The sequence below is a fragment of the Blastococcus sp. TML/M2B genome (genome assembly GCF_016612865.1).
Lineage (GTDB): Bacteria > Actinomycetota > Actinomycetes > Mycobacteriales > Geodermatophilaceae > Blastococcus.
Window position 1 is genome coordinate 1,700,907 of record NZ_JAENZZ010000002.1, and the last position, 26,371, is coordinate 1,727,277.

The window sequence follows — 26,371 nt, forward strand, 5'->3', positions numbered from 1 at the left end:
GTTGGCCACCCCCGCCCAGTGGCTGGCCGGCGCCCGCCCCCGCACGCTCCCCGCCGCGCTCGCGCCGGTGCTCGTCGGCACCGGCGCCGCCGCCGCGCTCGACGGCTTCCGCCCGCTGACCGCGCTGCTGGCGCTGGTCGTCGCGCTCGCCCTCCAGGTGGCGGTCAACTACGCCAACGACTACTCCGACGGCACCCGCGGCACCGACGCCGACCGGGTCGGGCCGATGCGGCTCGTCGGCTCCGGCGCGGCCACGCCCCGGGCCGTGCTGGTCGCCGCGGTGCTCTCCTTCGCCGTCGCGGCCGTGGCCGGCCTGGCGCTGGCCGCGCTCACGAGCTGGTGGCTCGTCGCCGTCGGGGCGGTGTGCATCCTCGCCGCCTGGACCTACACCGGCGGGCCGATCCCCTACGGCTACCGGGCGCTGGGCGAGGTGTTCGTCTTCGTCTTCTTCGGGCTGGTCGCCGTCGTCGGCACCACCTACGTGCAGACCGGCACGCGGCCAGGGCTCGCCTACGCCGTGGCGGTGCCGATCGGGCTGCTCACCGTGGCGATCCTGGTGGTCAACAACCTGCGCGACATCCACGGCGACGCCGCCGTCGGCAAGCGCACGCTCGCCGTGCTGCTGGGCGAGCGGGGCACCCGGCTCGCGTTCGCCGGGCTGTTCGTGGCGGCGCTGGCCGTCGTCGTCGCGGTGGGCGTCGTCCGGCCGTGGGTGCTGATCACCCTGCTGGCCGTGCCGCTCGGCGTCCCGCCGGTGCGCACGGTGCTCACCGGAGGACGCGGCCCGGCGCTGATCGGCGCGCTCGCCGGCACCGGCCGGCTCACCCTGGTCACCGGCGTGCTGCTCGGCGCCGGCCTGGCACTGAGCGGCTGAGCACTCCGCAGCCGAGCCCGGCCCCGCTGAGCGCCGGGCGGCTGATCAGCCCTCGGTGCCGTCGCCGCTGAGCCGCGCCCGGAACTGCTCCTTCTCGGCCCGCTTGGCCACGCTGCGGGCCATCAGGGCCTCGCTGAGCCGCTCCCGCGAGGGCCGCAGCGCCAGGTAGGCGATCGGCATCGACAGCAGCAGGCCGAAGAGCATCCCGGAGAAGAAGTCCAGGCCGACCATCCAGAGGATGAGCGTCAGCAGGGCGAAGATGCCGAGCCGGCCGACGGTGTGCAGCAGCAGCCAGGGCAGCACCTTCGGCGGCGTCGCCGGCCCGCCCGCCGGACCGGCCGGGGGCACCGGCGCCCCCTCGGTTGCGCTCTCAGCCATGCCGGCCCTCCCACTTCGTCGACAGCACCACGGTGGTGCGGGTGCGTGCCACACCCCTGATCCGGTTCAACGCGTTGACGGTGGCCTCCAGTGCCGGGATGTCCGCCACACGCACCTTGAGCACGTAGCCCTCGCTGCCGGCCACCCGCCAGCAGTCCTCGATGCCCGGCACCTCGCGCATGGCCACCTCGAGGCCGGTGTCGTCCACCGAGTCGCTCTCGATGACGCCGATGAGCGCGGTCACGTCCAGCCCCACCGCGGCGGGCTCGATGACCGCCCGGTAGCCGGAGATCACGCCGGCCGCCTCGAGCTTGCCCACGCGCTCGTGCACCGCGGGCGAGGCAGAGCCCGACCTGTCGGGCGAGCTCGGCGTAGCTGGCCCGGCCGTTGGCGCGCAGCAGCTCGATCAGGTGCCGGTCCACGGCGTCGATGGCGGTCGCTCCGTCCTCGCGGGGCCCGCTACCGGGTCGCCCGCGATCTCATGGTCTGCACCGAGTATCGCGGCGGTCGTACGCTGGTCGTGGACGAGGGGGTGGGGACGTGGTCCTTCTGGTGGTGCTCGTGATGGCGGTCGTGGTGATCGCCCTGGTCATGCGTGCGGCGGCCAATCCGGGCGGTGGCGGTCTCCGCGCGCCCCGGCCGCCCCGCCGTCCCCGGCCCCAGCGGCCCACGCGGCCGCTCGCACCCGACGACGACCCGGAGTTCCTCCGCGAGCTCGAGCGCCGCGCCCGCCGGGACGACGGCACCCCCGCCTGAGCTGATCCCCGAGCCAGACCCGTCCGGGCCAGGCCGCTCGAGCTAGGCCGCGGGGTTCGCCCCGAACAGCCGCCGCCAGCCGCGCCGCTGCGGGAGCCGGAGCGCCGTCCCGTCCCGGTCCGCTCCGCCGTCCCCCTCGTCGGGCACCTCACGGCCGCCCGGATCCTCGGGCCAGCCCACCGGCTCCCCGCCGGGCGGCGGCGGATCCGGCCACCCGGTGCTGCCGCCGCGCCCGGGTGCGTCCGCGCCGTGCGCGGTGCCGGGAGCACCGGAGCGCCGGGCGAGGGCGTCGGCCACGAGCGGGTGCACCGTCGCGTCGTCCCCTGCCGTGTGCTTACCCACGGTGACCTCCACCGGACTGCGGACTCCACGTCATCCCTGCATCGAAGCACGGAGGTCCGACATCGTGACGGATCCCCGGCCCCTCGGCCGGGACGTCCCTCACTCCGGGTGACAGCGCGGGCGGCCCCGCGCAGGGATCACTCGACGCCGGCGTAGCTGTGCAGGCCGCTGGAGACCAGGTTGACGAAGGTCAGGTTGAAGACCATGACCACCAGGCCGACGACGTTGACCCACGCGGCCGGGCGCCCCCGCCAGCCGGCGGTCGTGCGGGCGTGCAGGTAGGCGGCGTAGACGACCCAGGCGATGAACGACCAGGTCTCCTTCGGGTCCCAGCCCCAGAACCGGCCCCAGGCGCTCTCCGCCCAGATCGCGCCGGCGATGACGGCGAACGTCCAGATCGGGAAACCGAAGACGGCGGTCCGGTGGGCCAGCCGGTCCAGCACGGACGACTCGGGCAGCCGCGCCACGAAGCCGGTGCCGCGCTCCTCGGCCGGCTTCTGCTCGGCCTTCGTGCGGACCAGGTACAGCACGCTGGCGATCCCGCTGACCAGGAAGATGCCGAAACCGACGATCGCGGCGGTCACGTGGATGGCCAGCCAGCTCGACCGCAGCGCGGCCACCAGCGGCCCGCCCTCGACGTAGAGGAACAGGCCGATCGCGACCATGCCGAGGACGACGGGCGCGAGCACGAAGACGCCGATGTGCCGCAGCGCCGGCGAGCGGACCGCCAGGACGACGTAGGCGAGGCACCGCCACGAGGACGACCGCGGTCGCGAACTCGTACATGTTGCCCCAGGGCAGCCGGTCGAGGGCGAACCCGCGGCAGACGAGGACGGCGGCGTGGGTGAGCGCCCCGAGCACGGTGAGGCCGATGGCGATCGCACCCCAGCGCTGCGCCCTGCCGGATGCCTCCGGGCCGTCCGCCGGCGCCTCGGGGGCCGGCCCGCCGCCGGCGGCGACGAGCTCGCGGGCCGCGGCCGGCCGCCGGCCGAAGGCCAGCTCGGCGCAGAACGCGACCAGGGCCACGGAGTACAGGGCGACGCTGATCGAGAAGAAGGTGTCCGACAGGTCGAGGAGCGACTGGTCAGGAGTCACGCGGGGAGACCTCCGGTTGCGGTGCGGTGCGGGCGGCGAGCGCGGCCCTCAGGTCGTCGGTGAGGGCGGCGAACCGTGGCGCGCTCTCGCCGCTGCCCCGCGTGAGCGAGGCCAGCGTCAGCACGGTACCGCCGCCCGCGGGGTCGGGGGCGGGGCCGGGCGAAGGCCCGCTCCCGCCGCAGCAGCAGCAGTCCGAGCAGCCCGGTCAGCAGGGAGATCGCCGACACCAGCACCCAGATCTGGCCGGGGTCGTGCGAGTACTGCAGGGCGGCGAACTCCTTGACGCCGCTGAAGGTGATGACCGTGCCGTCCTCGAGGGTCATCGAGTCGCCCAGCGAGAGGTTGGCCGCGCCCGCCTCGGAGAGCCGGCCGCGCTCGATCTGGCTGGCGTCCAGCGAGTACACCGACTGCGGCAGCCCGGAGTCCAGGCCCAGGTAGCCCTGGTAGGCGACGACGGCGACCTGCGGGTCCAGCGGGCGCGGGTCGATCGAGGTGAGGACGCCGCCCTGCACGATGCCCGTCGGCGCGAAGAAGCCCTCCAGCGCGAGCTGCCCGTCGCTGCCGCCACCCACGTCGGGGAGCTTCAGCGCGCCCTCGCTGGCCATGGTCGTCGGGTCCGAGGGCAGGAACGGCACGGTGATGTCGGTGAACGCCTGCCCGTCGGGCAGCGTCACGCTGAACGTGGGGCTGAACCCGTGCCCGGTGAGGTAGAGCCGGTCGCCCTCCGAGCGCAGCGGGCTGTTGACGCCGATCGTCGTCGGCCGGCCCTCGGCCCCGGGTTCGCCGTACCGGATGTCGGCGGTGAACGACGACGCGGTCAGGTCCGGCTCGTACTCGGCCTCGAAGCGCTCGAGGTCCACGCAGGTCGGCGAGAGGTCGCCGCTGTCGACCAGCGGGCCCGACGAGTAGGTGTCGTACTGCTGGAAGGAGTTGCAGAACCCGTCGCCCTCGGTGACCAGGATGCTGCCCTCGTAGCCCCAGAGCTTGCCGCCGGCCAGGCCGAGCAGCAGCGCGATGAGGGACAGGTGGAACAGCAGGTTGCCGGTCTCCTTGAGGTAGCCCTTCTCGGCCGACAGCTCGGGGCCGTGCGCACCGTCCCGGCGGACGACGCGGTACCGCCGGACCCGCAGCTCCTCCTCGACGACGTCGAGCGCGGCGTCGGCCGGCAGCGGCGTCCCCAGCGAGCCCGAGTCGGGCAGCCGCAGCAGGTTCCGCGGGGCCGGCGGCGGAGCCGAGCGCAGCGCCCGCGCGTGCTCGAGCGCCCGCGGCAGCACGCAGCCGATCAGCGAGATGAACAGCAACAGGTAGACCGCGGCGAACCACGGCGAGCTGAAGACGTCGAACAGGTACAGCCGGTCCAGCACCGGCGCGAGGTCCGGGTGGTCGGCGAAGTACCGGCGCACGTTGGTCTGCGAGAGCGAGCGCTGCGGCAGCAGCGAGCCCGGGACCGCGGCGAGCGCGAGCAGGAACAGCAGCACGATGGCGGTGCGCATCGCCGTGAGCCGGTGCCACCAGAGCAGCAACCGGGCGGCGATCCGGCGGCCGGGCGAGGGGCGAGCGGGCGGCGGCGGAGCGGCGGCCTCCCGCCGCGGGGCGGTGGTGGTCACAGCGACGTCTCCGCGAACCCGCGCGTGGCCAGCCACGACCGCAGCCACTCCATCATCTCGGTCCAGGCGCCCGTGAGCAGGAGCAGCCCGACCAGCACGAGCACCGCCCCGCCGATGCGGGTGACCGCCTGCGCGTGCACGCGCAGGAAGGTGGTGGCGCCGACGGCCCAGCGGGCGCCGAGCGCCACGAGCACGAACGGCACGCCCAGGCCCAGGCAGTAGGCCAGCCCGAGCAGCGCCCCGCGCCCGGCGGTCGCCTCGGCGAAGGCCAGGTTCTGGACGGCGGCCAGCGTCGGACCCAGGCACGGCGTCCAGCCCAGGCCGAAGACGACGCCGAGCAACGGGGCGCCGGCCAGCCCGACGGTGGGCCGCACGGTCATCCGCTTGGTGCGCTGCAGGAGCGGCAGCCAGCCGAGGAAGCCCAGCCCCACCAGGACGGTGACCCCGCCCATGACCTGGGTGATGACCTCGTTGTGCACCAGCAGCAGCCGGCCCAGCCCGCCGAACGCGGTGGTGATGGCCACGAAGACGGCGGTGAAGCCGAGGACGAACAGCACCGCGCCGAGCACCATGCGCCCGCGGGGGGCGCGGTCGTCGGCGCGCACCGCCGTCGCCGTCGCCGTGCCGCCGGAGGCCGTGCCGCCGGAGGCCGTCCCGCCGGCCGCCGCCGTCGTCGTCCCTGCACCCGTCGTCCCGGCGGGACCGGGACGGGCACCGGAGCCGACCAGGCCGGTGACGTAGGACAGGTAGCCGGGCACCAGCGGCAGCACGCAGGGCGAGGCGAAGCTGATCAGCCCCACAAGCGCCGCGACCACGGCGGCGACCAGCAGCGGGCCGTCGGTGACGAGGTCGGCGAAGGTCTCCCCCACGTCAGCCCTCCTCGGCGAGCAGTCGGTCGAGCACGGCGCGCAGGTCGTCCTGCCGCACCGCACCGGTGTACACAGCGGCGACCTGGCCCTCCCGGTCGAGCACGATGGTCGAGGGGATGGCGCTGGCCGGGTAGTCCCGGAACGCCAGCGCGACCTCGCCGCGCGGGTCGTCCAGCGAGGGGAACTCGATGCCGAAGTTCCGCTCGAACGCCCGGGCCAGCTGGCCGGTGTCCTTCACGTTGATGCCGAGGAACCGCACACCCCGGTCGCGGACGTCGGCGTAGACCTCCTGGAACTCCGGCGACTCCACCCGGCAGGGCGCGCACCACGAGCCCCAGAAGTTGATCACCGCGACGTCGCCGGCCAGCTCGGTGGAGGAGAAGTCCTCGCCGTCCAGCAGCGTGCCCGCGAACTCGGGCGCGGTCGCGCGCTCCTCCGGGGGGATCACCTCGCCGCGCGGGGTGCCCTCGACGAAGCGGAACTCGCCGCCGTTGTTCACCGACACCGCGTCGTCGCCGGTGGTGCAGCCGGAGAGGGCGAGCACGCCCGCGGTCAGGGCCAGGAGGAGCCGTCTCATGCGCCGGGCACCGCATCCGGGTCGGTGGCGCCCGCCGGCTCGGCGTAGGTGACGCCGGCGAGGCGGTCGCCGTCGTAGGTCACCGACGTGACGCTGGCCCAGCGCGCACTGGCGGCGGCGCGGGTCGTGCACGTAGCTGCGGCTCTCGAGGTGCAGCCGGAGGGTCCAGATGGGCAGTTGGTGGCTGACCAGGACGGCCTCGTGCCCGCGGGCGGCGTCGCGCGCCGCCTCGACCGCGGCGAGCATCCGGGCGGCGATCTCCACGTAGGGCTCGCCCCACGAGGGCTGGAACGGGTTGCGCAGCTTCCACCAGTTGCGCGGGGCGCGGAAGACGCCGCCGGCCCCGCCCACGACCATGCCCTCGAAGGCGTTGCCGGCCTCGATCAGCCGGTCGTCGGTCGCGACCTCCAGCCCGGTGGCGTCGGCCAGCGGGCGCGCGGTCTGCTGCGCGCGCTCGAGCGGGCTCGAGACCAGGTGCGCGACGTCGTGCCCGGCGAACCACTCGGCGGCGGCGACGGCCATCGCCTCACCGGTCGTCGACAGCCGGAAGCCGGGCAGCCGCCCGTAGAGGACCTTGCCCGGGTTGTGCACCTCGCCGTGGCGCAGCAGGTGCACCGTCGTCGTCTCGCTCACGCCTCCCCCTCCAGGGCAGAAATGGCCATTTCTGCCCTCACGGGGTGGCCTCGGCGGCGGCACGGGCGGCGGCGGGCAGCGCCTCGAGCACGCGGTCCAGCGCCTCCCCGGACAGCTGCGCGTTGACGAACCACGACTCGAACGCCGACGGCGGCAGGTACACCCCGCGGGCCAGCATCGCGTGGAAGAAGGCGGTGTAGCGGAACGCCTCCTGCGAGCGGGCGTCGTCGTAGTTCCGCACCTGGCGCTCGTCGGGCACGAAGAAGATCGAGAACATGTTGCCGGCCTGCTGCACCCGGTGCGGCACGCCGGCGGAGAACAGCGCGGCGCTGGCGGCGCCGCGGAGCACCGCGGCGACCTCGTCGCAGTGCGCGTAGACCTCGTCGGTGCAGTGCCGCAGCGTGGTCAGCCCGGCGGCGACGGCGACGGGGTTCCCCGACAGCGTGCCCGCCTGGTAGACCGGCCCGGCCGGGGCGAGGTGGTCCATCAGGTCCGCGCGGCCGCCGAACGCCGCGGCGGGCAGCCCGCCGCCCATGACCTTGCCGAAGGTGAACAGGTCGGCGTCGACGGGGTCCAGGCCGTACCAGCCCGACCGCGAGACGCGGAAGCCGGTCATGACCTCGTCGAGGACCAGGAGCGCGCCGTGCGCGGCGGTGATCCGGCGGAGTGCTGCGTTGAAGCCCGGCTCCGGCGGGACGACGCCCATGTTGCCGGCCGCGGCCTCGCTGATCACGCAGGCGATCTGCGGGCCGCGCTCGGCGAAGACCGCCTCGACCGCGGCGACGTCGTTGTAGGGCAGCACCACGGTGTCGGCGGCCGCGCCGGTGGTGACGCCGGGGGTGTCGGGCAGGCCCAGGGTGGCGACGCCGGAGCCGGCCGAGGCCAGCAGCGAGTCGACGTGTCCGTGGTAGTTGCCGGCGAACTTCACGACCAGCGGGCGGCCGGTGACGCCGCGGGCCAGCCGGACCGCCGAGAGCACCGCCTCGGTGCCCGAGTTGACCAGGCGGACGCGCTCCACCGGCGCGACCCGCGCGCGGATCTCCTCGGCGAGGTCCAGCTCGCCCTCGGTGGGCGCCCCGAAGGTCAGCCCCCGGCGGGCGGCGGCGGTGACCGCCTCGACGACGGCGGGGTGCGCGTGCCCGAGCAGCAGCGGCCCCCACGAGGCGACCAGGTCGACGTAGCGGCGGCCGTCGGCGTCGGTGAGCCACGGGCCGGCGCCCTCCACCATGAACCGCGGGGTCCCGCCGACGGCCTGGAAGGCGCGGACCGGCGAGTTCACGCCACCGGGGGTGACGGCGCGGCCGCGGGCGAAGAGCGACGCCGAGACCGGGGCCTCGTACGGGTAGGGCGAGCTGTCCGGCGAGGTCACGACCCCAGTGTCCCTTCTCTTCCTGTGCGCCCGTCGGAGGCGTCGGACACAGCGGCCAGCAGGGCGCCGCGCAGCGCCGCCGGGTCCCGGGTCGGCACCAGCACGGTGCGGCCGTCGCGCAGCCGCAACGGCAGCCCCGACCGGCCCGGCGGCAGCGTCCAGCCGCCGCCCAGCACCGGCGCCCCGGCGTCCACCCCGCCCTCGACGGCGGCCAGGTGCGCGGCGTCGACGTCGGCCAGCCGGACGACCTCGGGGCCGACCGACAGCTCGCCGTCCTCGACCGCGACCGTCCAGACCCGGCGGGCCGAGAGGCAGCCCACCCCCACCGCGCCGAGCACGGTGACCACGGTGAGCGCCCAGAGCCAGGGCGGGACGTCCGGACCGGGCAGCACCAGGTCCAGGACGGCGAAGAGCCCGAGGGCCCCGGCGACCACCCAGAACGGCCGCCAGGAGCCCCCGGGCTCGACGTAGCTCATGTCAGCCGCGGGCCAGCCAGCGCGCGGCCTCGACCGCCCAGTAGGTGAGGACCTGGCCGGCGCCCGCGCGGCGGATGGCGACCAGCGTCTCGAGGATCGCCCGCTCGCGGTCCACCCAGCCGTTCGCCGCGGCCGCCTCGAGCATCGCGTACTCGCCGCTGACCTGGTAGGCGCTGACCGGCACCTGCACCGCGTCGGCGACCTGGCGGACGATGTCCAGGTAGGGCAGCGCCGGCTTCACCATGACGGCATCGGCGCCCTCGGCGAGGTCCTGCGCCACCTCGCGCAGCGCCTCGGCCGCGTTCGGCGGGTCCATCTGGTAGGTCGAGCGGTCGCCGAACTGCGGCGCGCCCTCGGCGGCCTCGCGGAACGGCCCGTAGAAGCCCGACGCGTACTTGGCGGCGTAGGCGAGGATCGGCACCTCGGTGAACGCGGCGCTGTCCAGACCGGCGCGGATCGCGGCGACCTGCCCGTCCATCATCCCGCTGGGGGCGACCAGGTGGGCCCCGGCCTGCGCCTGGGCGATGGCGACGGCGGCGTACCGGTCCAGCGTCGGGTCGTTGTCGACGACCCCTGCCGGCGTGACGACGCCGCAGTGCCCGTGGTCGGTGTACTCGCACAGGCAGAGGTCGGCCATGAGCACCAGCTCGTCGCCCAGGTCGGCGCGCAGCTGCTGCAGCGCCACGTTGACGATGCCGTCGGCGGCGTCGGCCTGCGAGCCGACCGCGTCCTTCTCGGCGGGGATGCCGAAGAGCATCAGCCCGCCGATGCCGGCCTCGGCCGCCTCGTGCGCGGCCGTGCGCAGCGAGTCGATCGAGTGCTGGACGACGCCGGGCATGGAGCCGATCGGCACCGGCTCGGCGATGCCCTGCTTGACGAACACCGGCAGCACCAGGTCGGCCGGGGCCACCCGGGTCTGCGCGGTGAGGCGCCGCAGCGCGGGCGTCGACCGGAGCCGGCGCCCGCGCGCGAAGCCGGGGTTCGTCCCGCCCAGCGCCTCGCTCACTTGCCCTCGCCGTCCTCCGCCTCGCGCAGCGACAGCGCGTACTCCGCCAGGGCGTCGACCAGCGGGGCGACGGCGGCCGTCTCGGGCTGCACGTCGACGCGCAGGCCGAACTCCTGGGCGCTGGCCGCGGTGGCGGGGCCGATCACCGCGACGACGGTCTTGGCGTGCGGCTTGCCGGCGATGCCGACCAGGTTGCGCACGGTGCTCGACGAGGTGAAGCAGACGGCGTCGAAGCCGCCGCCCTTGATCGCCTCGCGGACCGACGCGGCCGGCGGGGCGGCGCGCACGGTGCGGTAGGCGGTGACGTCGTCGACCTCCCAGCCGCGCTCCACCAGACCGGCGGCGAGCACCTCGGTGGCGATGTCGGCGTGCGGCAGGAGCACGCGGTCGATCGGGTCGAGGACGTCGTCGTAGTCCGGGAACTCGGCCAGCAGGCCCTGGCTGGACTGCTCGCCGACCGGGACCAGCTCGGGCACGATGCCGAAGGCGCGGACCGCGTCGGCGGTCTGCTCGCCGACGCAGCCGACCTTGACGCCGGCGAACGCGCGGGCGTCGAGGCCGAGCTCGGCGAACTTCTCGCGCACGGCCTTCACCGCGTTCACCGAGGTGAAGACGATCCAGCCGTAGCGGCCGGTGACCAGGCCCTTGACCGCGCGGTCCATCTGCGCGGGGCTGCGCGGCGGCTCGACGGCGATCGTCGGCACCTCGACCGGGACGGCGCCGTAGGCGCGCAGCCGGTCGCTCATCTCGCCGGCCTGGTCCTTGGTGCGGGGCACCAGCACGCGCCAGCCGAACAGCGGGCGGCTCTCCCACCAGGACATGCGGGCGCGCTTGTCGACGGCGGTGCCGACGGTGACGACGACCGGGCCGTTGAGGGAGTCCAGCCCGGCGGCCTTCTCGGCGACCGCGGTCAGCTTCGTCACGACGCTCTTCTGCGCCGTCGACGAGCCCCCGGTGGTGACGACGACGGGCGTGCTGCCCGACAGGCCGCCCTCGACGAGCCGGGCGGCCGCGTCGGGGAGCTCCTCGGCGGTGGCCCGCAGCACCAGGGTGCCGCTGGTCGACGCCGTGGCCGCGGCCAGCGCGGTCAGGTCCACGCCGCTGCGCAGGTCGGCGGTGAGCGCCGTGCTGCCCGGGGCGACACCGGCGAACGCGGGGACGGCGGTGGCCGGCGCCACGCCGGGCACCACGTCGAAGCCGATCGAGGTGCGGCCGACGGCCAGCACCTCCTTGACGGCGGCGTCGTCGGTGTAGGGGTCGCCGGCGACGAGCCGGACGACCACCGCGCCGCCCTTGGCCGCCGTGACGGCGGTCTTGGCGATCTCGGCGGGCTCGCCGCTGACCGGGACGAGCTCCGCGCCGGGGTTGATCCCCTGGACGGCGTCCTGGACGGCGGTCGGCACGTCGGCGTCGACGAGGACCTGGGCGGCCTCGGCGATCGCCGCGGTGGCGCGGGCGGTCAGCATGCCGGGGTCGCCCGGTCCGGCGCCGACGAAGACGACCCGGCCGGTGCTTCCGACGGTCTTGCGGAAGCGCGTCATCGCGTGCTCCTGATCCTGGCCCTGGGGGCCTTTGTTGCTGGGTTCTGGGCGTTCTGGGGGGTGTGGCTGGTCGGGCCCGCGGTCACCTGCTGGCTGCCATGAGCTCGACCGCGCCGCGGTCGAGCAGCTCCTCGGCGAGCGCGCGGCCGAGGGCCGCGGCGTCGGCGAGGACGCCGGTCCGGGAGCCGCGGACGCCGTCGCTGCCGTCGAGCGCGGTGACGGAGGCGCGCAGGAACAGCTCGGGACCGTCCTCGCCCTCGGCGATCTCGGCGTAGGCGGCCACCGGGGCGCTGCAGCCGGCCTCGAGGGTGGACAGCGTGCTGCGCTCGGCGAGGGCGCAGGCGCGGGTGCGCGAGTCCTCGAGCCGGCCGAGCAGCTCGCGGGTGCGGGCGTCGCTGGTGCGGCACTCGACGGCCAGCGCGCCCTGCGCCGGCGCGGGCAGCACCTGCAGCGGGTCGAGCGTCTCGGTGATCACGTCGAGGCGGCCCAGCCGAGAGAGCCCGGCGCGGGCGAGGACGACGGCGTCCAGGTCGCCCGGGCCGTGACCCATGCCGGCCACCCGGCCCAGCCGGGTGTCGACGTTGCCGCGGATCGGCACGATCTCCAGCCCGAGGCCGAGGGCGCGCAGCTGGGCGACCCGGCGGGGCGCGCCGGTGCCGATCCGGGAGCCCGGAGGCAGCTCGCCGAGGGTGAGCCCGTCGCGGGCGACCAGGGCGTCGCGCGGGTCCTCCCGCGGCGGCACGGCGGCGAGGCTCAGGCCGGGCTCGGGCGCGGTGGGCAGGTCCTTGTAGCTGTGCACGGCGAGGTCGATGTCGCCGGCGAGCAGCGCGTCGCGCAGCGCGGTGACGAAGACGCCGGTGCCGCCGAGCTGCGCGATCGCCGCCTGCGAGCGGTCGCCCTCGGTGGTGATGTGCACCAGCTCGACCGGGTGGCCGGTGGCGGCGGTGATCGCGTCGGCCACGCCCTGCGACTGGGTGTGCGCCAGCGCGCTGGCGCGGGTGCCGAGCCGCAGGACGGCGGTCCCCGCCTCGGCGGGGGTCCCGGCGCCGGTGGTGCTCGTGGCAGGGGTGCTGGTGGCGGTCATGCGGCGCCTCCGGCGCGCTCGGGGTCGACGGTGACGGCCTCGGCCAGGCTCGCGGCCTCGCGCGCGACGTCGGTGTCGATGCCCAGGCCGAACAGGGCGCGCAGCGCCCCGGCGTAGTCGGTGCCGCCGGGGACGGCGGAGAGCTGCTTCACCCGCACGGTGGGCTCGTGCAGCAGCTTGTCCACGACGCGCCGGACGGTGCGGGCGATCTCCTGGCGGGAGCGCGGGTCGAGGTCGGGCAGCCGGGTGGACAGCCGCAGCAGCTCGGCGTCGACGACCTCGGCGGCCTGGCTGCGCAGCGCGGAGACCGTCGGCGCGACCGCGGCGGCCTGCTGCTCGGCGCGCAGCAGGGCGGCCTCGGCCTCGATCATCGCGTGCGCGGTGGAGATGTCGTGAGCGGCCACCGGGCCGGGGGCCGGCTCGCCGGAGTCGTCGGCGGCGACCCGCTCGCCCTGGAGCAGGGCCAGGTCGACGACGTGCACGCCCGGGAGCGCGGCAACGCCCGGGTCGACGTCGCGGGGCAGCGCCAGGTCGATGACGGCCAGCGGCCGGCCGGCGCGCCGCTGCATGGCGGTGGCGACGGTGTCGGTGTGCACGACGATGCCCGAGGCGCCGGTGCAGGAGACGAGCACGTCGGCGTCCACCAGCTCGTCGGCCGTGTCGGCGAGCTCGATCGCCCGGCCGCCGAGGGTGGTGGCCAGCCGCTGCGCGGAGGTGCGCGTGCGGCTGCCGACGACGACGTCGGCACCGCGGCGGGCCAGCGTGGTGGCGGCCAGCGCGCCCATGGAGCCGGCCCCGACGACGAGCGCGCGGCGGCCGGCGAGGTCGCCGATGCGCACCTCGGCGCGGTCCAGCGCCACCGACACCAGCGAGGCACCGGCCCGGTCGATGCCCGTCTCGGAGTGCACCCGCTTGCCGACCCGCAGCGCGCGCTGGGCGATCGGGTGCAGGGCGCGCCCGACGGTGCCCTCCTCGCGGGCCAGGGCGTAGGCGGCGCGCAGCTGCCCGAGCACCTGCGTCTCGCCGACGACCATCGAGTCCAGCCCGGCGGCGACGGTGAACAGGTGCGTGACGGCCTGGTCCTCGTAGTGGACCGTCACGTAGGGCGAGAGCTCCTCGACCGTGGCGCCGGCCTGGCGGGCGAGCACGCGGCTGACGTCGGTGACGCCGCCGTGGAACCGCTCGACCTCGGCGAAGACCTCGACCCGGTTGCAGGTCGCGAGGACCAGCGCCTCCTGGATGTGGTCGCCGCCGACCAGCTCGTGCAGGGCCTTGACCCGGTCGTCGTCGCCCATCGCGAACTGCTCGAGCAGCGCGACCGGCGCCGTCCGGTGGCTGATCCCGACTGCGAGGAGGCTCATGCCGTCTCCCCCACTCCCGCGGGCACCCGCTGCTGGCCGAGGAAGGCCAGCACCTGGAGCTCCACGGACAGGTCGACCTTGCGGACGTCGACCCCGGCGGGGGCCGCGAGCGTCACCGGCGCGAAGTTCAAGATGCTCCTCACCCCGGCCGCGGCGAGCCGGTCGCAGACCGGCTGGGCCACCTCGGCCGGTGTCGTGATGACCCCGATGGAGGCACCGGTCGCCGCGACCACGTCCTCGAGCTCGTCGAGGGGGCGGACCTGCAGCGCGCCGACGCGCTGGCCGATGCGGGCCGGCGAGGCGTCGAAGAGCCCGACGAACTCGAACCCGCGGGTGCCGAAGCCGGCGTAGTCGGCCAGCGCGGAGCCCAGGTTGCCGATGCCGACCAGCACGCAGGCCCGGGCGCTCTCCACGCCGAGGACGCGGGTCAGCCGGTCGCGCAGCGCGCCGACGTCGTAGCCCACGCCCCGGACGCCGCAGGGGCCCAGGTGGGAGAGGTCCTTGCGCAGCCCGGCGGGGTTGACGCCCGCGGCGGAGGCGAGCTCACCGGAGGAGACGGTGCTCCGGCCGCCGTCGGCCAGCGTGGTCAGCACCCGGAGGTACACGGCCAAGCGGGCGACGGTGGCCTCCGGGATGGTCCGGGGCCGCGGCTGCATCAACGGGCTCTCCACAGCGGCCGCGCCCGGGACCCCGGTGGCTACCGGGCGGGGCGGGGCACGCAGAATGACGACGACGGCGACGGGATCGGTGGTTCTGCTGCGCAGGCACCGGGGTGCCCGCGCAGCCACGGTAGCCGCTTGTGAACGCCGGAACAAAGTCCCGGACGGCGCGACGACGCCCTGACCGGCCCGAACGGGTGGCGCTGTGGCGGAGACCACGTCGGTGGCGTCGGTCCAGCCACACCCGCCCCGCCGCCGACCGCCCGGTCAGCCGCCCCCGAGGCCCAGGTCGCGGCGCAGCCGGGGGACGTCGACGGTGAAGTAGGAGTGCTCGCGCCCGTCGAGCAGCACGACCGGCACCCGGTCGCCGAACTCGGCCTGCAGCTCGGGGTCGGCGTCGACGTCGACCACCTCCGCGCGCACGCCCGCCTCGCCGGCGATCCGCTCGAGCGTCTCCTCCGCCACCTCGCAGAGGTGGCAGCCGGCCCGGGTGAGCAGCCGGAGCCGGCCGGCGGGCTCAGCCGTCACCGCCGACCTCCTCGTCGTCGTCGGTCACGGCGCCCGTGAGCCCCAGCTCGCGCAACCGGGCGCGGCTGACCTTGCCGGTCAGCGAGTGCGGCAGGTGGGCCAGGAACTGCACCGACGTGGGCACCTTGTAGCGGGCCAGCGAGGCGGCGGCGTGCTCGCGCAGCTCCCCGACGGTCACGGTCTGCCCCGCCGCCAGCGCCACCACCGCGCGCACCGCGGCGCCGGTGCGCGGGTCGGGGACGCCGATCACCGCGCTCTCCGCGACCGCCGGGTGGGCGTCGAGCACCCGCTCCACCTCCGCGGGGTAGACGTTGAAGCCGCTCACCAGGATCAGGTCGCTGCGCCGGTCGACCAGGTGCAGGTCGCCGTCGGCGTCCCGGTAGGCGAGGTCGCCGGTGCCCAGCCAGCCGTCGGCGTCCGGGCCGTCGGCGCCGTCGGGCCAGTAGCCGGAGAACAGGTTCGCGCCGCGGATCCACAGCTCGCCGGGGCCCTCGCCCGGCCCGTCGTCGGGGCCCTCCTCCTCGGTGCCCTCCCGCGGCTGGTCGTCCTCGGCCGGGGCGTCGACGTCGGTGGGGTCGGCGGTGTCGGCGGTGTCGCGCAGCGCCACCTCGATGCCGGGCAGGGGGCCGCCGATGCAGTCGGGCTTGGGCCGGCCGGTGGCCAGGGTGCTGGCGACGACGGGTGCGGCCTCGGTGAGGCCGTAGCCCTCCCAGACGGTGATCGCGGCCCGCTCGCGCATCGCCGTCCACACCTCCTCCGGCAGCGGCGCCGCACCCGAGGAGGCCACCCGGACGGCGGCGAACGCGCGGCGGAGGTCGGTGTCGCTGCCGGCGGCGTCGGCCACGGCCAGCCACGCCTGGTACATCGGCGGCGCGCCGGGCACCGCGGAGACGTGCTCCTCGGCCATGACGGCGAGCGTGGCGCGCGGGTCGAAGGTCTCCTCGAGCACCGCGCACGCCCCGGTGGCGGCGACCATCCCGAAGCCGGCGTTGAGGCCGTAGACGTGGAACAGCGGCAGCACCAGCAGGACGACGTCGTCCTCGCGCACCGGCGGCGGGTCCATCGCCAGGCACTGCTCCTGGTTGGCCCGCAGCGCGCCGGAGGTGAGCATCGCGCCGCGCGGGCGGCCGGTCGTGCCGCTGGTGTAGCAGAGGAAGGCCAGCGCGTCGGGGTCGTCGGCGACCGCGGGCGGCGGCCCCTCCCCCTCGGGGGCGCCCGGGCAGACCGGGACCCCGCCGATCCCGTCGCGCGCACCGGGAGCGACCAGCAGCGCGGCCCCCGAGTCGGCGAGCACGTACTCGAGCTCGGGCTCGGTGTAGGCGGTGTTGACCGGCACCACGACCAGCCCGGCGCGCAGCGCCCCCAGGACGGCACGCAGCCAGGGCAGCCCGTTGGGCAGCTGGACGGCGACCCGGTCGCCCGGCGCGAGATCGCGCGCGGCGAACCCCGCGGCGGCGACGTCGACAGCCGCATCGAGCTCCGCCCAGGTCAGCCGCTCGTCCCGCGTGACGACGGCGGGCGCGTCGGGGCGCCGCCGGGCCGCGGCGCGCACGAGCGCGGCCAGCGACCTCCCTGCCTCCAGGTCCTGCACATCTCCTCCGGTCGCGCCGGCCGCGCGCGCCCGCGGATCCCGGTGTGCGTCCGCGGGCTGACGTGGACGGGCTGGGGCGATGTTGTCACCATGAGAGGAACCCCGCAGCTCACGCGCCGGTGCGCGCGTGCCCGACGGGGAGGAGACGGTCCATGCCCCGCGGGCCGACGAGGAGGTTCCGCCCGGCATGCAACCGCCCCTGGACGCCGAGCAGCCCGCCGCTGCCCGGCGTCCGTCGCCCCGGCCGCGGCCCTCGCCGCGCCCCCGGCCGACGCCGTATCCGCGGGCGAGCAGCGAGGCCCTCGAGCCGGCCGTCCTGGCGGCGGAGATCGCACCGCCGCAGATCGCCCCGCCGCAGACCGCCCCGCCGGACATCGCTGCCGAGCCACCCGCAGAGCTGCCGGCCGACGTCGCGGCCCCACCGCCGCCGGCCGACGGGCCGGACGTGTGGGACTGGGTGCGGCGCACCCAGGAGGGCGACGCCGAGGCCTTCGGGTTGCTCTACGACCACTACGTGACGCTGGTCTTCCGGTACGTCCACAACCGGGTCGGCGACCGGGCGACGGCCGAGGACGTCACCAGCGAGACCTTCGTGCGCGCACTGCGGCGCATCGACTCGCTGAGCTTCCAGGGCCGCGACGTCGGCGCCTGGCTGGTGACGATCGCCCGCAACATCGTGCTCGACCACGTGAAGAGCAGCCGCTACCGGCTCGAGGTGGCGACGGCGGACATGCGCGACGCCGACCGGGCCACCGACGGCCCCGAGGACGCCGTCGTCGCCCATCTGACCAACCGCGAGCTGCTGGCCTGCGTCCAGCAGCTGGGCAGCGAGCAGCAGGAGTGCATCGTGCTGCGGTTCATCCACGGCCTGTCGGTGGCGGAGACCGCCGAGATCATGGGCAAGAAGGACGGCGCGATCAAGGCGCTCCAGCACCGCGCCGTGCGCCGGCTGGCCGGCCTCCTGCCCGACGGGTTGCGGTGACCACGATTCACATGTATAGCGCCGTATCCTCCCCGCATCCGACCTCGTTGAGGTGTGTGCGAGGCAGTGCGCCGATCCCCGGCCCCCTCGCGCGGACGACCGGAGGAACCCCGTGAACAGGCACGAGAGCGACGCGGCAGCGGCCCGTCGCGCCGCCGGCACGGGCGAGGACCCGGCCGCGGGGGTCGTCGCGATGCTGCAGGAGCTCGCGCCGCAGCTGGAGGTCGACCCGGACCCGGCGTTCCGCGCGGCCACCCGGCAGCGGCTGGTCGCGATGGCCGCCGTCCGCACCCCCGAGCCGGCCCGGCCCTCCCTCACCCGCCGGCTGCTGGCCGCGCGCGCCTCCGACGCCCCCGCGCGCTGGCGCACCCGGGCCACCGCCGGCCTGGCCGGCGCGGCGCTGACGGTGACCTCCCTCGCGACGCTGGTCGCGCTGTCCACCGGCGCCCGCCCCGGCGACGTCCTCTACGGCCTCAAGCGCGGCACCGAGCAGACCCAGCTGGCGCTGGCCGGCGACTCCCGCGGCCAGGTGCTGCTGGACCTCGCCCGCACCCGGCTCGACGAGCTCCGCGCGCTCGGCGGCGACGCCGGGCGGGCCGAGGCCACCCTGGCGACGATGGACCAGCAGACCCGGGAGGGTGCCGCCTGGCTCGCCGCGCGCGCCCTCGGCACGTCCGACGCCGCGCCCCTGGACGACCTGTCCGGCTGGGCCGTCGAGCAGTCCGCGCAGCTGGGCGCCGTGCGCACCGGGCTGCCGGCCCCCGCCGCCGACGACGTCGACGGCTCGCTGGCGCTGCTCGGGGAGATCAGCGCGCGGGCGGACGGCCTCCGGCTGGTCCTCGCCTGCCCGGCCGGTCCGGCTCCCACCGCGACCGACGGGCTCGGTCCCGTGCCGAACGGGTGCCTGCCCGAGACGCCGGCCCCCAAGGAGCCGGGCACCGGCGGGTCGCCGTCCGCGCCGTCGGCCGGCTCCGGCGTCGTGACCGCGCCGGCCCCGTCGAGCCCCGCGCAGCAGCCGGCGGTGCCCGCGGGCCCCGGCGGCGCGCAGCCCGCACATACAACCGCCCCGCAGCCGCCGGGGTCGTCGTCCTCGCCGGTGCCGAGCACCGCACCGGTCCCGGGCCCGGACGTGCCCGGTCTGCTGCCGCTGCCCGCGCCGCCGCCGGCGACGTCCGCACCGTCGCCGTTGGTCGACGTGCCGCTGCCGCTGCCGTGCCTGGACCTGCCGGTGCTGCTCCGCGTGGGCCGCTGCTGACGCTCCGGATCGGCCGATCGGCGCGGGAACGCTAGGGTCGTCCCCATCGGAGACCCGCCTCCCCGGGCGGGTCGGATCCAGGGAGGACGCCCGTGCCGCGACTGCCTTTCCGCAGCCGCAAGGACCTCCTCGTGGTGCCCGCCGACGCGAGCCCGGACGACACCCGGGCGCACGTGGCCGGTGCCGCGTCCGCCGCGGCCGCGGACGTCGAGCCGCCGGCCGCCGTCGAGCCGGACCCCACCGCGGCGGCGTTCTTCGACGTCGACAACACGATGATGATGGGCGCCTCGCTCTTCTGGTTCGCCCGTGGGCTGGCCGCCCGCAAGTACTTCACGACCCGCGACATGCTCGGCTTCGTCTGGCAGCAGGCCAAGTTCCGCATCGGCGGCAACGAGGGCAACCCGGACGACATCCTGACCATCCGGGAGAACGCGCTGGCGTTCGTCGCGGGCCGCCCGGTCTCGGAGATCGTGCAGGCCAGCGAGGAGATCTACGACGAGCTCATGGCCGACCGGATCTGGGCCGGCACGCGGGCGCTCGCGCAGCAGCACCTCGACAACGGCCAGCGCGTCTGGCTGGTCACCGCGACCCCGGTCGAGCTGGCCTCGATCATCGCGCACCGGCTCGGCCTGACCGGCGCGCTCGGGACGGTCGCCGAGGTCGTGGACGGGCAGTACACCGGCCGGCTCGTGGGCGAGCTGATGCACGGGCCGGCGAAGGCCGAGGCGGTGCTGGCGCTGGCCGAGCGCGAGGGCCTGGACCTCACCCGCTGCACGGCCTACAGCGACTCGGCCAACGACCTGCCGATGCTCTCGCTGGTGGGCACCGCCGTCGCGGTCAACCCCGACACCGAGCTGCGTGCCGTCGCCAGGACCCGCGGCTGGACGATCCGCGACTTCCGCACCGGCCGGAAGGCGGCGAAGATCGGCGTCCCCACCGTCGCGGCGGCCGCGCTCTCCGGCGGCCTGGTCGGCGGCGCCGTCGCCCTGCGGAGGCGCAACAAGCTCCCCTGGTGAGCGCACCCGCGCCGACGTGGCGCGCAGATGCCGCATTCGGCGCGTCTGGATGACGCATCGGCGCGCCCGGTTGACCGCCGTCCACAGATCCTGCGCGCGCCGGCCACCGGCCCCGGTCCTCCGCGAGGCTGGACGGCGTGGTCTGCGACGCAGCAGCGCTGGTGGGCGCGGCCGGGTGGACCACCCGGGACGCGCTGCTCGACGCGGTCAGCCGCAGCACCCTCGAGCGCTGGGTGACGGCGGGGCGGCTCGTCCGGCTCGCACCGGCGGTGTTCGCGCTGCCGTCGTCCGCGCGGGACTGGCGGGTCCGCGCCGCCGCTGCGCTGCATGGGCGGGACGCCGTCGCCAGCCACGTCACCGCACTGGCGCTGTGGGGCCTGGTCGAGCACCCGCCCGGTCCCGTGCACCTCACCGTGACGCGCGGCTCGAGCAACCGGGGCCCGGCCGGCGTCGTGGTCCACCGCGCGCCGGGGCGGCTCGAGAGCATGCGAGCCGGTGGCCTCGACGTCGTCCCGCCCGCCCGGGCCGTCGTTGCGAGCTGGGCGTCGACCCCGGACCGCCCCGTCGTGCGGGCCGCCGCGATCGAGGCGGTGCGCCGCCGGCTGTGCCGCCCCGCGGAGCTCCGGCGCGAGCTGGCCCGGCAGCCCCGCCTGCCCGGCCGCGCCGAGCTGGGGCGCCTGGTCGACCTGCTCGCCGACGGATGCCGCAGCGAGCTGGAGATCTGGGGGTGCCTGCACGTCCTGCGCGGCCCGGGCATGCCCGTCTTCGAGCAGCAGCGGCGGCTGGTCGTGGCCGGGACGACGGTCCTGCTCGACGCCGCCGTCGAGGAGTCCATGCTGGCGGTCGAACTGGACGGCGCCGCCTGGCACGGCTCGCAGCAGCAGCGGGAGGCCGACCTCCGGCGGGACGCACTGGTCGCGACCGCCGGGTGGCAGACACTGCGCTTCAGCTACCGGCGGCTGACGGGGTCGCCCGAGGCCTGCCGTCGCGAGATCCTCGCCGTCCACACCGCCCGCAGGCGGCTGCTGGCCGCCGACGAGGCGCACTGATGCGCCATCCGGACGGTCGGGATGACGCACTTGCGCGCCAGGTCGACCCCGCGGGATCAGCCGAAGACGCCCTTGCGCTGCATGAGCAGGCGGTACAGCGACTGCTGGATGGTCTCGCGCACCTGGTCGGTCAGGTTGAACACCAGCATCGGGTCCTCGGCGGCGTCGGGGCCGTAGGACGCGGTCTCGATCGGCTCGCCGAACGCGATCAGCCACTTCGACGGCAGCGGGACGGCGCCCAGCGGGCCGAGCAGCGGGAACGTCGGCGTGATCGGGAAGTAGGGCAGCCCCAGCAGGCGGGCGGCGACCCGGGCGTTGCCGAGCATCGGGTAGATCTCCTCGGCGCCCACGATCGCGCACGGGATGATCGGCACCCCGGTGCGCAATGCGGCACTGACGAAACCGCCCCGGCCGAACCGCTGCAGCGTGTACCGCTCGGAGAACGGCTTGCCGATCCCCTTGAAGCCCTCCGGGAAGACGCCGACCAGCTCGCCCTCGGTCAGCAGCCGCTCGGCGTCCTCGTTGCAGGCCAGCGTCGTGCCGAGCTTGCGCGACAGCGAGCCGAAGAACGGCAGCTCGAACACCAGGTCCGCGCCCAGCAGCCGCAGCCGGCGCCGTGCGGGGTGCTCGTCGTGCAACGCGACCGTCGTCATGAGCGCGTCGACGGGGATGGTGCCGGAGTGGTTGGCGACGACGAGCGCCCCGCCGGTGTCCGGCACGTTCTCCAGGCCGAGCGTGTCGACGCGGAACCACTTCTCGAAGAACGGCCGCAGGATCGGCAGCAGCACGTGGTCGGTGAGGTCCGGGTCGAAGCCGAACTCGTCGGTCTCGTACTCGCCGGTGACGCGGCGGCGCAGGAAGTCCAGCCCGCCGGCCAGCTGGTCCTCCCAGCTCGGGGACGCGGCAGGCGGCACGAACGGCTCGTCGTCGTCCGGCCGCAGCGGGATCACCCGGGCCTCAGGCATCCTGCACCGCCCGCAGGCCGGGTGCGGGCGGAGCGGGGCGCAGCCGCTCCCCGACCGCAGCGGCGGTGTCGCCCACCCGGCCGAGCGCGGCGCGCAGCCGCGAGGACGTCGACTCGACCAGGCCCGGGGAGACCACCGGCGGCACCGTCGTCGCGTAGTCGGCCAGCGCCTCGGTCGTCGAGTAGCGCGGGGTGAAGCCGAAGTCGGTGCGCAGCACCGTGGTGTCGACGACGCGGCCGAAGTTGAGGAAGCGCATCTGCTCGGGCGAGTAGTCGACGAACCCGAAGCGGCGCGAGATCCGGCCCACCGAGCCCAGCGCGGGCGTCGGGATCGGCACCTCGACGCGGCCCAGCCGGCGGATCGCCTGGGAGAGCAGCAGCGTGCCCTCGCCGCCGACGTTCACGGTGCCGACGAAGTCGCCGGTGGTCGCGCGGGTGAGGACCGACAGCGCATCGTCCTCGTGCAGCAGCTGGACGCGCGCGTCGTAGCCCAGCGCCGTCGGGACGACGGGCATGCGCAGGAAGCCGGTCAGCAGCGAGTCGATCCGCGGCCCGATGAAGTTGGTGAACCGGAGCACGGCGATGTCGACGTCGGGCCGGCGCCGCCCGAAGGAGCGGACGTAGCCCTCGATGTCGACGCTGTCCTTGGCGAAGCCGCCCGAGGGCACCTGGCGGGCGTGCATCTTCTCGGTGAAGACGGCGGGATCGCGCGAGGAGGCGCCGTAGACGGCGCTCGTCGACTTGAGCACGAACCGCTGCACCGAGGGTGCGGCCTGGCACGCGGCGAGCAGCTGCATCGTGCCGATGACGTTGAGTTCCTTCATCGGCGTGCGCCCGCCGCTCCCGGCCGGGGTCGAGCTGATGTTCATGTGCACGACGGTGTCGACCGACGCCGCCGCGATGACCTTGCCGATCAGCGGGTTGCGGATGTCGGCCCGCACGAACTCGGTGCGCCCGAGCCGCCGCAGCACGGCCGGCGAGGGTGGCACGGTGTCCACCCCGATGACCCGCTCGATGGTGGGGTCGGCCGCGAGCTCGGCCGCCAGCGCTCCACCCAGCCACCGGCTCACACCGGTGACGAAGGACGACCGCGGGCGGCACGAGCGTCAGCTCACTTCTTGTTGCGTCGCTGGACGCGCGTCTTCTTCAGCAGCTTGCGGTGCTTCTTCTTGGCCATCCGCTTGCGCCGCTTCTTGATGACAGAACCCACGTGGTGCTCCCGACTTCGTCGCAGATGATCAGCTCGTTCGCGACTCCGGGGCCGTACCCCGGTGTCGCCCGGCGACCGAGCGTACCGGCCGGATCCCCGACGGCGCTGTCGGGGAGGCCGGGATCTCGCGGAGCGGTGTCGTGCCGAGTGGGCCCCGGAGGGGTCCGCGCAGGCGCGACGGTGCGGCTCAGCCGTCCCGGGGGACGGCTCGTGGCCGCGGTCGTCGTCCGGAGGACGACAGTGTCATCGCTCAGGCGATGTCGGTGTAGGCGTCGCGCAGGTAGTCCTGCACGGCGCGCTCCGGGACGCGGAAGGAGCGGCCGACGCGCACGGCGGAGAGGTCGCCGGCGTGGACGAGGCGGTACACGGTCATCTTGGAGACGCGCATCATCGCGGCGACCTCGGCGACGGTCAGGAACGTGACGGCGGCGCGGGGGGCCGGGACGCTCGGGCGACCGAGGGGCATGGCGGCCGGGTGGGCGGCGGGCACGGGGCGGGCGACGGCCGAGGCCTGCATCGGACGGCCCATCGGACGCTGACCGGGGACACCCGGACGGACGACGGTGGCGGCGTGGCGCTGGGGCATGGTCATTGTTCGTCTCCGGTACCTGGTCCACGTCGTGGCGCCGGCTTCCCCACCGGCAACTGAACACGCATGAACTGACACCGAGCGTAAGGGGCGTGCGTGACTGGAGCGATGGATGAATCGAACAGACGGACCGATCCGTCCTGGGCAGATGTGCACCTATGTCGCCGGATCGACAAGTAGCTCGGCGCGTCACGCGACCGTGTGACGACGACACGACGCAGAGTGCTCGATTTGTCGACACCGACACGTTAATGTGCTCGGCCGCTCGCTCGGAGTGAGTACGACGAGGCGACAGGCGGAACACCGGTCACCGTCGTCCCGGCCCGGTCACCGGACCCGCACGCCTCAGCCGCGCGGGGCGCCCAGCTCCACCGAGCGGGCGTGCGCCGCCGCCACCGCCGCCGCCATGGCCGCCCGCACGTCGTGCCGGTCGAACTGCTCGATCGCGGCGACCGTCGTCCCGTTCGGGCTGCTGACCGCGGCGCGCAGGGCGACCGCGTCCTGGCCCGAGTCGCGCAGCATCACCGACGCGCCCAGCGCCGTCTGCACGACGAGGTCGGTCGCCAGCTCGCGCGGCACGCCCAGGGCCACACCGGCGTCGACCATGGCCTCGACCAGGTAGTAGAAGTAGGCCGGCCCGCTGCCGGAGAGCGCGGTGACCGCGTCCTGCTGCGCCTCCGGGACCCGCCGCACCTGGCCGACCGCGGACAGCAGCCCCTCCGCCTCGTCCAAGTGGGCGTCGGTCGCGTGCGCGCCCGCGGAGAGCACGCTCATGCCCTCCTCGACCAGCGCGGGGGTGTTCGGCATGACCCGCACGACCGGCACACCGGGGGCCAGCGCCGCCTCGATCCGGGCCGTGGTCACACCGGCGGCGACCGACACGACGAGGTGGTCGGCATCCACGTGCCCGGCCAGCAGCCCGAGCGGGACCTCGATGTCCTGCGGCTTGACCGCGAGCAGCAGCACCCGCGCGCGGTCGGCCGCCCCGGCCAGGTCGACGACGTCGACGCCGTAGCGCCCGGCCAGCTCGGCCGCCCGGTTCTCGTCGCGCTCGCAGACGACGACGTCGGCGGGGCCGCTGCGCCGGACCAGCCCCGCGAGCAGCGCCTCCCCCATCCGCCCGCCGCCGATGACGGCCAGGCCGCGCCGTGCGGGGGCGCTCACCGCAGGCCCCCGGCGGTGGCGGCGAGGCCGGCGACGGCGCCGCGGCCCGAGGGCACGGCGATCCGCAGGGCGGCGCCGGAGGCGGCGATCCGCTGCTGCTCGGCCGGTCGGATCCTCCAGGGCATGACGTGCTCCCAAGTGTCGTAGGTGCGGCCGTGCCAGGCCGCCCGTTCCCCGGCCACGGCGATCAACCGGGGGTCGCTCGTGGCGACGGCGGGTGCGCCGTCGCCGGCCATCAGGACGTCGAGGCAGCGCACGAAGGCCCGGCGTGCGGCCGCCCCCCGCCCCGCTCGCAGGCGGACCCGCCCCCCGGCGAGCGCGCGGCACCGCCCCACGGCGTCCGCCTCCCCGCTGCTGACGACGGCCCGCGCGGCGGGCAGCTCGACGAGCAGGGCGTCGACGCGCGCGCTGGAGCCCTCGAGCGCCACGCCGAGCCCGGCCCGGGCGGCGTCGGCGGCCAGCGCCGGCACCTCGGTCAGCCGGTCGACCGGGAGGGTGACCTCGCAGTCCCCGACCGCGGCCGCCCGTGCGCCGGCGACGAGCGCGCCCAGCTCCCCGGCGACGTCGTCCGCCGCACCCGGGCGGTGCTCCAGCGCGACCGCGCGACCCTCGGCCGCCAGGCCGGTGGCCACCCGGAGCGCGTCGCCGACCCCGGGGCCGGCGACCAGCCGGCCGGTCAGCAGGCGGCCGAGCACCGGCGCCTCGACCGGTCGCGGCACGGCGCGGCGCGTGGTCAGGGACACGGTCGAACCGTAGTGCGCGGGGGTGTGTGACGTCGGGGCCCCGGGTAGCGGCGGCTGCATGGCAGGAGAACTGGACGGGATGAGGGTGGCGGTCCTGGCGACCGACGGCGTCGAGCAGGTCGAGCTCGACCGGCCGTGGCAGGCGCTGGAGGAGGCCGGTGCGCAGCCGGAGCTGGTCTCGCTGGAGGCGGGCACGATCACCGCCTACGAGCACATCGACAAGGGCGACACCAAGAAGGTGGACATCACCGTGGCCGACGCCGATCCCGACGGCTACGCGGCCCTGGTGCTCCCGGGTGGGGTCATCAACGGCGACTTCGTCCGCGCCGACGCCGACGCGGTGGCCTTCGTGAAGGCGTTCTTCGACGCGGGCAAGCCGGTCGCGGCGATCTGCCACGCGCCGTGGGTGCTCGCGGAGGCCGATGTCGTCCGCGGCCGGCGGATGACCTCCTGGCCCTCGCTGCAGACCGACCTGCGCAACGCGGGCGCGACCTGGGTGGACGAGGAGGTCGTCGTCGACGGCAACCTGATCACCAGCCGCAACCCCGACGACCTGGACGCCTTCGGCGCGGCCATCGTCGAGGAGTTCGCTGCCGCCGGGGACGATGCGGAGGACGACGCGGAGGCCGACGCCACCGCCTGAGCGGGCACGC

At 75.7% G+C, this 26,371-nt stretch carries 29 protein-coding genes; 7 read left to right on the forward strand and 22 right to left on the reverse strand.

Going from position 1 to position 26,371, the window contains the following annotated elements:
• The first annotated feature begins 1 nt into the window (after position 1).
• Positions 2–874 carry a 1,4-dihydroxy-2-naphthoate polyprenyltransferase gene (locus tag JKP75_RS16745; protein ID WP_200490133.1) on the forward strand — a complete coding sequence of 291 codons (873 nt, stop codon included), beginning with the start codon at positions 2–4 and terminating at the stop codon, positions 872–874.
• A gap of 45 nt (positions 875–919) precedes the next feature.
• Here JKP75_RS16745 and JKP75_RS16750 read toward each other — a convergent pair whose 3' ends face one another.
• Positions 920–1,252, reverse strand: a complete 333-nt coding sequence (locus tag JKP75_RS16750) for a DUF4229 domain-containing protein (protein WP_200490132.1) — start codon at positions 1,250–1,252, stop codon at positions 920–922.
• Positions 1,245–1,571, reverse strand: coding sequence for an Lrp/AsnC family transcriptional regulator (locus JKP75_RS24125; protein WP_309229923.1), 327 nt, complete (start codon positions 1,569–1,571; stop codon positions 1,245–1,247). The genes JKP75_RS16750 and JKP75_RS24125 overlap by 8 nt, the downstream gene beginning before the upstream one ends.
• A gap of 221 nt (positions 1,572–1,792) precedes the next feature.
• On the opposite strand from JKP75_RS24125, the gene JKP75_RS16760 reads away from it, so the two are divergent.
• Positions 1,793–2,008: a hypothetical protein gene (locus JKP75_RS16760; RefSeq protein WP_200490131.1), complete on the forward strand. Its 216-nt coding sequence runs from the start codon at positions 1,793–1,795 to the stop codon at positions 2,006–2,008.
• A gap of 42 nt (positions 2,009–2,050) precedes the next feature.
• Here JKP75_RS16760 and JKP75_RS16765 read toward each other — a convergent pair whose 3' ends face one another.
• The 14 genes from JKP75_RS16765 to JKP75_RS16835 all read right to left on the reverse strand — a co-directional run bounded on the left by JKP75_RS16765 (position 2,051) and on the right by JKP75_RS16835 (position 16,746).
• A complete protein-coding gene (locus JKP75_RS16765) occupies positions 2,051–2,350 on the reverse strand; it encodes a hypothetical protein (protein WP_200490130.1) in 300 nt (99 codons plus the stop codon).
• 137 nt (positions 2,351–2,487) lie between these two features.
• Positions 2,488–3,234 carry a c-type cytochrome biogenesis protein CcsB gene (ccsB, locus tag JKP75_RS21835; protein ID WP_309229924.1) on the reverse strand — a complete coding sequence of 249 codons (747 nt, stop codon included), beginning with the start codon at positions 3,232–3,234 and terminating at the stop codon, positions 2,488–2,490.
• A 207-nt stretch (positions 3,235–3,441) separates the two neighbouring features.
• On the reverse strand, positions 3,442–5,052 hold the full coding sequence (locus tag JKP75_RS16775) for a cytochrome c biogenesis protein ResB (protein WP_309229925.1): 1,611 nt from the start codon (positions 5,050–5,052) through the stop codon (positions 3,442–3,444).
• Complete coding sequence (locus tag JKP75_RS16780; protein WP_200493267.1) at positions 5,049–5,921, reverse strand: cytochrome c biogenesis protein CcdA; 873 nt, start codon at positions 5,919–5,921, stop codon at positions 5,049–5,051. Before JKP75_RS16780 ends, JKP75_RS16775 begins: the two co-directional genes overlap by 4 nt.
• Before the next feature lies 1 nt (position 5,922).
• Entirely contained in the window at positions 5,923–7,131 is a 1,209-nt protein-coding gene (locus JKP75_RS21840) for a histidine phosphatase family protein (protein ID WP_309229926.1), read from the reverse strand.
• Between the two features lie 37 nt (positions 7,132–7,168).
• A complete protein-coding gene (gene hemL / locus JKP75_RS16795; RefSeq protein ID WP_200490125.1) occupies positions 7,169–8,500 on the reverse strand; it encodes a glutamate-1-semialdehyde 2,1-aminomutase in 1,332 nt (443 codons plus the stop codon).
• A complete protein-coding gene (locus JKP75_RS16800; protein ID WP_200490124.1) occupies positions 8,497–8,976 on the reverse strand; it encodes a hypothetical protein in 480 nt (159 codons plus the stop codon). The genes hemL and JKP75_RS16800 overlap by 4 nt, the downstream gene beginning before the upstream one ends.
• A gap of 1 nt (position 8,977) precedes the next feature.
• Positions 8,978–9,982, reverse strand: a complete 1,005-nt coding sequence (gene hemB, locus JKP75_RS16805) for a porphobilinogen synthase (RefSeq protein WP_200490123.1) — start codon at positions 9,980–9,982, stop codon at positions 8,978–8,980.
• On the reverse strand, positions 9,979–11,523 hold the full coding sequence (locus JKP75_RS16810) for a uroporphyrinogen-III synthase (RefSeq protein ID WP_200490122.1): 1,545 nt from the start codon (positions 11,521–11,523) through the stop codon (positions 9,979–9,981). The genes hemB and JKP75_RS16810 overlap by 4 nt, the downstream gene beginning before the upstream one ends.
• Before the next feature lie 82 nt (positions 11,524–11,605).
• Positions 11,606–12,607, reverse strand: coding sequence for a hydroxymethylbilane synthase (gene hemC, locus JKP75_RS16815; protein ID WP_200493268.1), 1,002 nt, complete (start codon positions 12,605–12,607; stop codon positions 11,606–11,608).
• On the reverse strand, positions 12,604–13,968 hold the full coding sequence (locus JKP75_RS16820; RefSeq protein WP_200493269.1) for a glutamyl-tRNA reductase: 1,365 nt from the start codon (positions 13,966–13,968) through the stop codon (positions 12,604–12,606). The genes hemC and JKP75_RS16820 overlap by 4 nt, the downstream gene beginning before the upstream one ends.
• Positions 13,965–14,624: a redox-sensing transcriptional repressor Rex gene (locus tag JKP75_RS16825; protein ID WP_242471216.1), complete on the reverse strand. Its 660-nt coding sequence runs from the start codon at positions 14,622–14,624 to the stop codon at positions 13,965–13,967. The genes JKP75_RS16820 and JKP75_RS16825 overlap by 4 nt, the downstream gene beginning before the upstream one ends.
• 270 nt (positions 14,625–14,894) lie before the next feature.
• Positions 14,895–15,155, reverse strand: coding sequence for a glutaredoxin family protein (locus tag JKP75_RS16830; protein WP_200490119.1), 261 nt, complete (start codon positions 15,153–15,155; stop codon positions 14,895–14,897).
• On the reverse strand, positions 15,145–16,746 hold the full coding sequence (locus JKP75_RS16835; RefSeq protein ID WP_309229927.1) for an AMP-binding protein: 1,602 nt from the start codon (positions 16,744–16,746) through the stop codon (positions 15,145–15,147). The genes JKP75_RS16830 and JKP75_RS16835 overlap by 11 nt, the downstream gene beginning before the upstream one ends.
• A 187-nt stretch (positions 16,747–16,933) precedes the next feature.
• Between JKP75_RS16835 and JKP75_RS16840 the strand changes: the two genes are divergently transcribed.
• The 4 genes from JKP75_RS16840 to JKP75_RS16855 all read left to right on the forward strand — a co-directional run bounded on the left by JKP75_RS16840 (position 16,934) and on the right by JKP75_RS16855 (position 21,048).
• On the forward strand, positions 16,934–17,728 hold the full coding sequence (locus JKP75_RS16840; RefSeq protein WP_200490118.1) for a sigma-70 family RNA polymerase sigma factor: 795 nt from the start codon (positions 16,934–16,936) through the stop codon (positions 17,726–17,728).
• 112 nt (positions 17,729–17,840) lie between these two features.
• Entirely contained in the window at positions 17,841–18,983 is a 1,143-nt protein-coding gene (locus tag JKP75_RS16845; protein ID WP_200490117.1) for a DUF5667 domain-containing protein, read from the forward strand.
• A 92-nt stretch (positions 18,984–19,075) separates the two neighbouring features.
• Entirely contained in the window at positions 19,076–19,999 is a 924-nt protein-coding gene (locus tag JKP75_RS16850) for an HAD family phosphatase (RefSeq protein WP_200490116.1), read from the forward strand.
• 137 nt (positions 20,000–20,136) lie between these two features.
• Entirely contained in the window at positions 20,137–21,048 is a 912-nt protein-coding gene (locus JKP75_RS16855) for a DUF559 domain-containing protein (RefSeq protein WP_200493270.1), read from the forward strand.
• A gap of 56 nt (positions 21,049–21,104) precedes the next feature.
• On the opposite strand, the gene JKP75_RS16860 is transcribed toward JKP75_RS16855, so the two are convergent.
• From JKP75_RS16860 to JKP75_RS16885, 6 genes are all read right to left on the reverse strand, one after another.
• Positions 21,105–22,013: a lysophospholipid acyltransferase family protein gene (locus JKP75_RS16860; protein ID WP_200490115.1), complete on the reverse strand. Its 909-nt coding sequence runs from the start codon at positions 22,011–22,013 to the stop codon at positions 21,105–21,107.
• A complete protein-coding gene (locus JKP75_RS16865) occupies positions 22,006–23,082 on the reverse strand; it encodes an NAD-dependent epimerase/dehydratase family protein (protein ID WP_309229928.1) in 1,077 nt (358 codons plus the stop codon). The genes JKP75_RS16860 and JKP75_RS16865 overlap by 8 nt, the downstream gene beginning before the upstream one ends.
• Positions 23,083–23,123: 41 nt before the next feature.
• Positions 23,124–23,222 carry a 30S ribosomal protein bS22 gene (locus JKP75_RS16870; protein WP_012854759.1) on the reverse strand — a complete coding sequence of 33 codons (99 nt, stop codon included), beginning with the start codon at positions 23,220–23,222 and terminating at the stop codon, positions 23,124–23,126.
• A 250-nt stretch (positions 23,223–23,472) separates the two neighbouring features.
• Complete coding sequence (locus JKP75_RS24770) at positions 23,473–23,688, reverse strand: helix-turn-helix domain-containing protein (protein WP_091770394.1); 216 nt, start codon at positions 23,686–23,688, stop codon at positions 23,473–23,475.
• Positions 23,689–24,156: 468 nt separating this feature from the next.
• Complete coding sequence (proC, locus tag JKP75_RS16880) at positions 24,157–24,975, reverse strand: pyrroline-5-carboxylate reductase (RefSeq protein WP_200490112.1); 819 nt, start codon at positions 24,973–24,975, stop codon at positions 24,157–24,159.
• Positions 24,972–25,718 carry a hypothetical protein gene (locus JKP75_RS16885; protein ID WP_200490111.1) on the reverse strand — a complete coding sequence of 249 codons (747 nt, stop codon included), beginning with the start codon at positions 25,716–25,718 and terminating at the stop codon, positions 24,972–24,974. Before JKP75_RS16885 ends, proC begins: the two co-directional genes overlap by 4 nt.
• 79 nt (positions 25,719–25,797) lie before the next feature.
• Between JKP75_RS16885 and JKP75_RS16890 the strand changes: the two genes are divergently transcribed.
• Positions 25,798–26,361, forward strand: a complete 564-nt coding sequence (locus JKP75_RS16890) for a type 1 glutamine amidotransferase domain-containing protein (protein ID WP_242471214.1) — start codon at positions 25,798–25,800, stop codon at positions 26,359–26,361.
• Positions 26,362–26,371 lie beyond the last annotated feature (10 nt).